The organism is Peribacillus sp. SIMBA_075 (genome assembly GCF_046534585.1).
This window is the reverse complement of sequence record NZ_JAWRYN010001510.1, coordinates 1-239: the sequence shown is the minus strand read 5'-3', so window position 1 is coordinate 239 and position 239 is coordinate 1. Positions and strand designations below refer to the sequence as shown.

Here is a 239-nt window from a genome sequence, read left to right as displayed (position 1 = left end):
CATTATCATCATATTCCATGTTTCGCTTTTTCAGCGAAAGCATATGGATCAAAAGAAGCGTTTGAAAAAGAAATATTAAAGAAGCTAGAAGAGTATGAAATTGATTATGTTATTTTAGCTGGATATATGCGTTTAATTGGGCCGACATTACTAGAAGCTTACGGCGGAAGGATTATTAATATTCATCCATCATTATTACCGAGTTTTCCAGGGAAAGATGCTGTTGGTCAAGCGTTAGA

At 34.7% G+C, this 239-nt stretch carries 1 protein-coding gene; it reads left to right on the top strand.

Annotated features, from left to right (window positions below; translation table 11 throughout):
- Window positions 1-239 (top strand): phosphoribosylglycinamide formyltransferase (purN, locus tag SB775_RS33460; RefSeq protein ID WP_410865604.1); only part of this gene is annotated, 239 nt, incomplete at both ends.